Consider the following 7165-nt stretch of genomic DNA (forward strand, 5'->3'; position numbering starts at 1 on the left):
AGATGATATTCCTGCCCAGCTGGTTCACCATGATGCACCACGTAAGGGCGGCCGGAAATATCGACAACTGCCCGCGCCAAGGCTTCATCTAACGGGGCAAAAGCATAACCAAAGCGCACTATTCCTTTTTTATCTCCCAGCGCTTCCCGCAGAGCCATTCCGAGGCAGATTGCCGTATCTTCTACGGTGTGGTGCGCATCGACTTCTATATCTCCTTGTGCCTGCACTTTTAAATCTAATAAAGCATGTTTTCCGAAAGCGGTGAGCATATGGTCGTAAAAAGGCACTCCCGTGGATATCTCGGTATGCCCTTGCCCATCTAAATTGATTGCCACAGATATTTCTGATTCGCCGGTGCGGCGAGAGACTTCACCTATCCGAGTATTCATTTTCCGCTAACCTCCTTTAATGCCTGCAGAAAAGCCATATTTTCAGCAGGAGTGCCCACACTCGCCCGCAGCCAACCATCTGGGCCAACTTCTCGAATTAACACTCCGCGCTCCAAAAGCTCTTGCCAAATGCGGTGTCTATCGGTAAAAGTTCCGAAGAATACGAAATTGGCATCGGAAGGAACACTTTGGAATCCCCACTCTTGCAGCTGTGCAACCATTTTATCGCGGTCGCTGCGAATTTGCTGTACTTGCTGCATTTGCCCCGCACTTTGTGCCAGTGCCCCGCAAGCAGCAGCTTGGGTGAGAGCCGAGAGATGGTAGGGCAAGCGAATTAGGCGTATTTGCTCAATTATTTCGGTGCTGGCCCCTAAGTATCCGAGCCGCAAGCCCGCGGCACCGAACGCCTTGGAAAGCGTGCGGCATACTACTAGATGCGGATACTTTTCGAGTAGCTGCAGCGCACTGGGAGTATTTTCCCGGCGAAACTCCCCGTAGGCTTCGTCTACCACCACTAGCGTGCAAGTTGGAAGGAGCTTGCCGTTTTCTGCTTCTTGCTGCGGCCCCGTATCGCGCGTAAGCTGCAAAATTTCTTCTAATTCGGCTCTTTGCAGTGCGGTACCGGTGGGGTTATTGGGAGAAGCCAGCAGAATAACGCTCGGACGATGGGCAGCTAGCACCCGCTTCACTTCTGCCAGATTGATGGAAAAATCTGGTTTTCGCTGGCCGGTAACGAAAGTAGAAAAAGTATCCCGCGCATATTCCGGGTACATCGAGTAGGTGGGACTAAAAGATGCCACTACGCGCCCCGGCCCGGCGAAAGCCTGCAATATCTGCAGTATTACTTCATTGGAGCCATTAGCTGCCCAAATATTTTCCGGATCGATTTCTACTTTAGATTCCGTAGCTAAATAGTGAGATAGAGCTTGACGTAGCTGCAAAAAATCCCGATCGGGGTAACGGTTTAGATTTTGCAAAGCCTCCCTTAAATGACTTTCGATACTCTCTACCACCTGCGGGGTAAGCGGATAGGGATTTTCGTTTACATTTAGACGAATAGGTACCTCTAATTGCGGGGCTCCATAAGGGGATTCTCCCTGTAAATCTGGGCGTTTCGGCAATCGCAACTGGCGCATCAGGCTAGCCTTTCCTCGATAGTATTACTGCTACTAACATTCTAGTGTACTTATATGGGTAATAAGCTTATAGAACTTGATGCTAGAGCCGGTGGCGCAGATTTGGTAGATCTCGAGAATTCTGAGAATCTTAAGAATCTCGAAAATGTCTGCCCTAATTTTCCAGTAGTGAGCCCGGATGAAGGAGCTCTTAGTTCTAAATTGAACTGGCTACGCGCAGGAGTATTAGGTGCAAACGACGGCATCGTCTCCACTGCCGGTATCGTAGTGGGAGTAGCTGGAGCATCGCTCTCTGATTTTGCGCTTTTAGCTTCCGGTATTGCCGGAATGCTAGCCGGGGCGCTTTCAATGGCAGCTGGTGAATATGTATCTGTATCTTCCCAGCGGGATGCCGAACGGGCAGCTCTGACTGAACAGCGCGCCTATGTAGAAAGAGACCCATACGAAGCAGAACTGCGTTTAGCTGGTTTAATTGCCGGGCAAGGGATATCGAAAAATTTAGCTTTAGCCACTGCCCGCGAATTAAGTAAAGATATTGAATCTGCCAGTAATGCCCACGCACAGTACGAATATGGACTGGCAGCAGATGAACTCGTAAATCCGTGGGAAGCCGCTCTGGCTTCTATGGGAGCATTCTTTATCGGAGCTCTTATTCCCCTCTTCGCTATGCTTTTAAGCCCGCACGCAATAGCGGTACCGGTGACGGCCCTAGCGGTAACTATTGCTTTAGCTATCACTGGTTCTGTATCAGCAAAACTAGGAAATTCCCCTATTTTGCGCGCCACCATACGTAACATAATTGGCGGCAATACCGCTATGGGCGTCACCTATTTTATCGGAGTACTAGTAAGTAACTTCGCTTAAACGCTAGATAAGCTAATAAGCGCTAGATAAACTATTTTTCTAAATCCTCTAAACGCACCGCTAAAGCGTGAGCGTGCGCCGGTAAATCTTCTGCCACAGCCAGAGCGTGTAGCGGCGCGTAGAGCGATTCCATAGCTGTGTGTGTATAAGTAATTTCCTGCACCGATTTAAGAAAAGTAAGCGCATTTAATCCGGAACTAAAGCGAGCAGTTCCACCCGTGGGAAGTACGTGGTTTGATCCGGCCATATAGTCTCCGAGCGGTACCGGGGTGTAATCTCCGATAAAGATAGCCCCGGCATTAACTATTTTTGCTGCCCAAGCAGCAGCATCTTGTGTCTGCAGCTCCAGATGCTCTGGCCCATAGGCATTCACTACCGCTACTGCTTGATCTAAATCGCGGGTAATCACTATAGCCGATTGTTCTCCGCTTAAAGCCTGCTTTACTCGCTCCCGATGTTTCGTATTCTCAGCTTGCCGAGCTACCGCTTTATTTACTGCTTGTGCCAATTCCACACTAGGGGTGATAAGCAAAGAGGCCGCCGCTGGATCGTGCTCTGCTTGAGAGAGCAAATCTGCTGCTACATACTCCGGATTAGCTTTTTCATCTGCCAATATAGCTATCTCCGTGGTGCCAGCTTCCGCATCTATCCCCACTTTACCTTTCACATAACGCTTAGCAGCAGCTACGAAAATATTTCCTGGTCCGGTGACCATATCTACGGGCTTACAAATTGGAACGCTCGCAGATTCGCCGCTCGATATTCCGTAAGCGAACATAGCCACTGCTTGAGCTCCACCCACTGCATATACCTCTTTAATTCCGAGAAGTTGGCAAGCAGCTAAAATAACTGGATGTGGCAATCCACCGTAATTAGCTTGCGGCGGAGAAGCTAAGGCTATTTCTGCTACTCCTGCCACTTGCGCAGCCACCGCATTGTGGATTACGGAAGATGGATAAACTGCTAAACCACCCGGCACATATAGCCCCACCCGCCGCACCGGAATCCAGCGTTGGCGCACATAACCACCCGGAATTATTTGCGTATTTTTTTCGACCGGCAACTGCGCGCGATGCCCCGCCTGATTATGTTCAATAGAAATCTGCAAAGCCTGGCGCAACTCTGGGGAAAGCTGGCGCTCTGCTTTCACTAGTTCACTCTCTGGCACCCGCAGATAGGGAGGGCAAACGCCGTCAAATTTTTTCGCCAGCTCTGCGAGGGCTTCCGCTCCCCGCTCTTGCACACTTTGCATAATTGGCTCTACCTGTTTAAGAGCTGCCCGAATATCTACGCGGGGGCGCGGTAAAGGAACGGTAGAAAATTCTGCACCCGCAAGAGTGCAAAAATCTATTACGCGCATTATATCCATGTTATTTTCCTCCCCGCTATTTCTCATCAGCTACTTTATCAGTAGCTGTGCCGAAGCGGCGTTCCCTTTTTCCATATTCTGCTAAGCATTTCCAAAGCGTGCAGCGATCAAAATCCGGCCAAAGCTCCGGCACAAACATCAACTCGGCATAAGCAGACTGCCAAAGTAAGAAATTAGAAATTCTTTGCTCTCCTCCCGAGCGAATAAAAAGATCAACATTTGGAAGATCTTGGTAGAGACGCGCCGAAATTAAAGATTCTTTTATATCTTTTGCCCGCAGCTGACCCTGCTCAATTTCCGCCCCGATTTGCCGCATTGCATCCGCGATCTCTGCTTGGGCACCGTAGTTCATACAGAAATTCAAAATGAGGCCTTGATTGTTTTCCGTCTCCCGCGCTGCATTCTCTAATTCTTGCCGCACTGATTTCCAGAGACGCGCTTCTCTTCCGGACCATACAATCTTTACTCCCCAAGATTTTAACTCGGCACAACGCCGGTGAATCACTTGCCGAGAATAATTCATTAAAAAAGAAACTTCCCGCGGCGAGCGTTTCCAGTTTTCCGTGGAGAAAGCATATACCGAAAGCACCGAAATTCCGCTTTCAATTGCGCCGGCAATTACATCCATCAAAGCTAATTCACCGGCTCTATGCCCCTCGGTACGAGCTAGTCCTCGCTCATTGGCCCAGCGGCCATTGCCGTCCATAACTATGGCTATATGTTCCGGTAATTTTCCCGAAAATACCGGCGGAAGTGCTCCACTTTTGTGCGCCGGCGGGCGGCAATAGTTCATAGTCATGATATAAGTTTACTATCCACAAACTGTAAAGACTTAACTGGCCTCTCTAAATGCCACTGTAAATAAGCATTTAAAAGGGCGTTTACGGAACGTTTTGCATTAGCGGGGGCACTTATAGCTTTCTCCCAATCGCCATCTACCAGGGCAGCAAGTAAAAGAGCCGCCTCGGGCATAATGCTCCCCGAACTTCCCGTACGGCATTTATTGCAGAGCAAACCTCCCAAATCTAGTTGCAAAGCCGTATGCACTCCAACCGCACCGCATTGTGCACATTCTTTTATCGCTAATTCCCAGCCGGATTGCTGCAAGATACGCAAAATATAGGAATCTAAAATTATGAGAGGCGGCAACGTGTGGCTAGCTAGCGCATGTAAAGCGCCATATAGCAATAAAAACTGCCCGTAATCAGCTACTTCTTCTTGCTCCATTATGTGGTCAGCAGTTTCTACTATGCTGGAAGCTACTGTATATAACTGGTAATCAGTAATAAGACGGCGCTGATATTGATTTATGCTTTCCACCTGAGAAACTATATCTAGACCGCGCCCGCGGTAGAGCTGGATATCGATATAGGAGAAAGGCTCTAGGCGAGCTCCGAAACGCGATTTCGTCTTCCGCACTCCTTTCGCTACGGCGCGAATTTTTCCATGCCGTTCCGTGAAAAGAGTAATAATTCTATCCGCTTCTCCAATATCGGCAGTACGCAGCACTATGGCTCGATCCCGATAAGTTTTTTGCATGATTTCAGCCTATTAGATAATCACCGAAAATACTGCTCCGCACGCAGAAGAAAACCGCTCAGGGCGGCGCACCTAAACTGCGCAAAAATTTCGATATAGCAACTTAAAATCCAAACCTCTGCAATAATTTCGGATCGCGCTGCCATTCTTTCGCTACCTTTACCCTGATATCTAGGTAGATTCGCCGTCCCAGTAATTCTTCAATCTCTAGCCGCGCTTTTTTCCCCACCGCTTTTAGGCGGGCGCCTCCTCTCCCAATCACTATGCCTTTTTGGGAATCTCTTTCCACGTAGAGAGAAGCTCTAATATCTAGCAACGGCGGATTCTTTTCACTACCCGTACCGGGGCGCTCCTCCATATCTTCAATCACCACCGCAATAGAATGTGGCAATTCTTCGCGAGCGCCTTCTAGAGCTGCCGCCCTAATGAGTTCAGCTATCCGATCCTCGGTACTCTCATCGGTGACGGCGCTGCGCGGATAGAGAGGCGGAGAGAGTGGCAAGTGCCCCTGGAGAACTTCTGCCACTACATCTAGCTGCTTATTTTCTAAAGCACTTACCGGCACTATTTCGGTAAAATCTCCAAATTTATCTACTTCTAAAAGTTTAGCTGCTAGTTCCGCCCGCCCTAAGGTATCACTTTTCGTAATGACAGCAACGAGCGGAATTTTTGCTCGCTGGAGCAGATCGAGTAAAAATTTATCTCCTGGGCCTATTTTTTCATCTGCCGGCAGGCAAAATGCCGCCACATCGGCGTCGCTTAAAGATTCTCGTACCATCTCGTTCAAGCGCTTCCCCAATAGCGTACGCGGGCGGTGCAAACCGGGCGTATCTAAGAGTATGAGCTGAGCAGATTCCCGATTGAGAATACCGCGAATCGCGCGGCGCGTAGTCTCCGGTTGATTAGCTGTAATAGTTATTTTTTGCCCGATGAGCGCATTAGTTAAAGTGGATTTACCGGCATTGGGTCTTCCTACAATCGCCACAAAGCCCGCCCGAAAATCGGCCGGCCAAGTAGTACTATTCTGCATCGCCGTCACTTTCTGCCCGGGAAACTATAATACTGGCGATTCTTTTTCTCCGCCCCTCAAATCTATCTGCCTGCAGATGCAGACCGTGTGTTTCGGTAGCTGAATCGGCAATAGGCACTCTCCCCAGCACTTTTGCAAATAAACCGCCTATGGTATCCACGTCGTCATCAGAAATATCTAAATTAAAAAGCTCCCCTAAATCGTCGAGCGGAAGCCGGGCAGGCACTCGGTAGCTATCTTCACTAAGTGTCTCTATTTCCGGGAGGGCGCGATCGTGCTCATCTACCATTTCCCCGACTAGCTCTTCCAGAAGGTCTTCTATCGTCACTAACCCGGCAATCCCGCCATATTCATCTACTACTAGCGCAATATGTATCGCTAATTTCTGCATATTGTGTAGGCACACATCTACAGTCATAGTTTCCGGCACAAATGTGGGCTTTCGCATTACTTCCGCTACCGAAATATCCCGCGGATTACTGCGGTGATGAATACGGCGGATTATATCTTTTAGATAGAGCACGCCGCACAGCTCGTCTACGGAATCCCCCACCACCGGCACCCGGGAAAATCCGGAACGAGCAAAAAGCGAGAGTGCTTTATCTAGTGAGTGGTCTTTTTTAATATGAATCATATCGGTACGCGGCACCATAACTTCGCGTACGAGCGTTTCAGAAAGTTGAAATACCGATTGTAGAAGAGAACGCTCTTCTTCATCTAAAGCATTGGATTCTGCTACGCGCTCCACCATCATTACGAGCCGATTTTCATCCTCATCTTCTTTTTCTTCTTCGTCATTCGGCTCACTGCGGCGCACAAATACCGCCGTAAATTTTGC

General features: G+C 49.0%; 8 protein-coding genes. 1 reads left to right on the top strand and 7 read right to left on the bottom strand.

Going from position 1 to position 7165, the window contains the following annotated elements:
* Both Q0X35_RS05470 and Q0X35_RS05475 read right to left on the bottom strand, forming a co-directional pair.
* Positions 1-389 (bottom strand): imidazoleglycerol-phosphate dehydratase (locus tag Q0X35_RS05470; RefSeq protein WP_297566334.1); only part of this gene is annotated, 389 nt, incomplete at its 3' end.
* On the bottom strand, positions 386-1525 hold the full coding sequence (locus Q0X35_RS05475) for a histidinol-phosphate transaminase (protein WP_297566336.1): 1140 nt from the start codon (positions 1523-1525) through the stop codon (positions 386-388). The genes Q0X35_RS05475 and Q0X35_RS05470, both read right to left, overlap by 4 nt.
* A gap of 54 nt (positions 1526-1579) precedes the next feature.
* Between Q0X35_RS05475 and Q0X35_RS05480 the strand changes: the two genes are divergently transcribed.
* A complete protein-coding gene (locus tag Q0X35_RS05480; RefSeq protein WP_297566338.1) occupies positions 1580-2389 on the top strand; it encodes a VIT family protein in 810 nt (269 codons plus the stop codon).
* A 31-nt stretch (positions 2390-2420) separates the two neighbouring features.
* Here Q0X35_RS05480 and hisD read toward each other — a convergent pair whose 3' ends face one another.
* The 5 genes from hisD to Q0X35_RS05505 form a co-directional block, all read right to left on the bottom strand.
* Positions 2421-3749 carry a histidinol dehydrogenase gene (hisD, locus tag Q0X35_RS05485; RefSeq protein WP_297566348.1) on the bottom strand — a complete coding sequence of 443 codons (1329 nt, stop codon included), beginning with the start codon at positions 3747-3749 and terminating at the stop codon, positions 2421-2423.
* A 25-nt stretch (positions 3750-3774) separates the two neighbouring features.
* Positions 3775-4557 (bottom strand): polyprenyl diphosphate synthase, encoded by a 783-nt coding sequence (gene uppS / locus Q0X35_RS05490; RefSeq protein WP_297566340.1) that lies wholly within the window; start codon positions 4555-4557, stop codon positions 3775-3777.
* Entirely contained in the window at positions 4554-5297 is a 744-nt protein-coding gene (recO, locus tag Q0X35_RS05495; protein WP_297566342.1) for a DNA repair protein RecO, read from the bottom strand. The genes uppS and recO overlap by 4 nt, the downstream gene beginning before the upstream one ends.
* A gap of 103 nt (positions 5298-5400) precedes the next feature.
* Positions 5401-6327: a GTPase Era gene (gene era, locus Q0X35_RS05500; RefSeq protein WP_297566344.1), complete on the bottom strand. Its 927-nt coding sequence runs from the start codon at positions 6325-6327 to the stop codon at positions 5401-5403.
* Positions 6317-7165, bottom strand: an 849-nt coding sequence (locus Q0X35_RS05505; protein ID WP_297566346.1) for a hemolysin family protein, incomplete at its 5' end; no start/stop codon positions are given. The genes Q0X35_RS05505 and era, both read right to left, overlap by 11 nt.

Origin of the sequence: uncultured Arcanobacterium sp., from assembly GCF_947253055.1 — a bacterium.
Taxonomy (GTDB): Bacteria; Actinomycetota; Actinomycetes; order Actinomycetales; family Actinomycetaceae; genus Arcanobacterium_A.

Bases quoted from the DNA above. Each gene is read 5' to 3' on its own strand.
- Q0X35_RS05480 (WP_297566338.1), top strand. From the start codon at position 1,580: ATGGGTAATAAGCTTATAGAACTTGATGCTAGAGCCGGTGGCGCAGAT.
- era (WP_297566344.1), bottom strand. From the start codon at position 6,327: ATGCAGAATAGTACTACTTGGCCGGCCGATTTTCGGGCGGGCTTTGTG.
- uppS (WP_297566340.1), bottom strand. From the start codon at position 4,557: ATGACTATGAACTATTGCCGCCCGCCGGCGCACAAAAGTGGAGCACTT.
- recO (WP_297566342.1), bottom strand. From the start codon at position 5,297: ATGCAAAAAACTTATCGGGATCGAGCCATAGTGCTGCGTACTGCCGAT.
- hisD (WP_297566348.1), bottom strand. From the start codon at position 3,749: ATGCGCGTAATAGATTTTTGCACTCTTGCGGGTGCAGAATTTTCTACC.
- Q0X35_RS05475 (WP_297566336.1), bottom strand. From the start codon at position 1,525: ATGCGCCAGTTGCGATTGCCGAAACGCCCAGATTTACAGGGAGAATCC.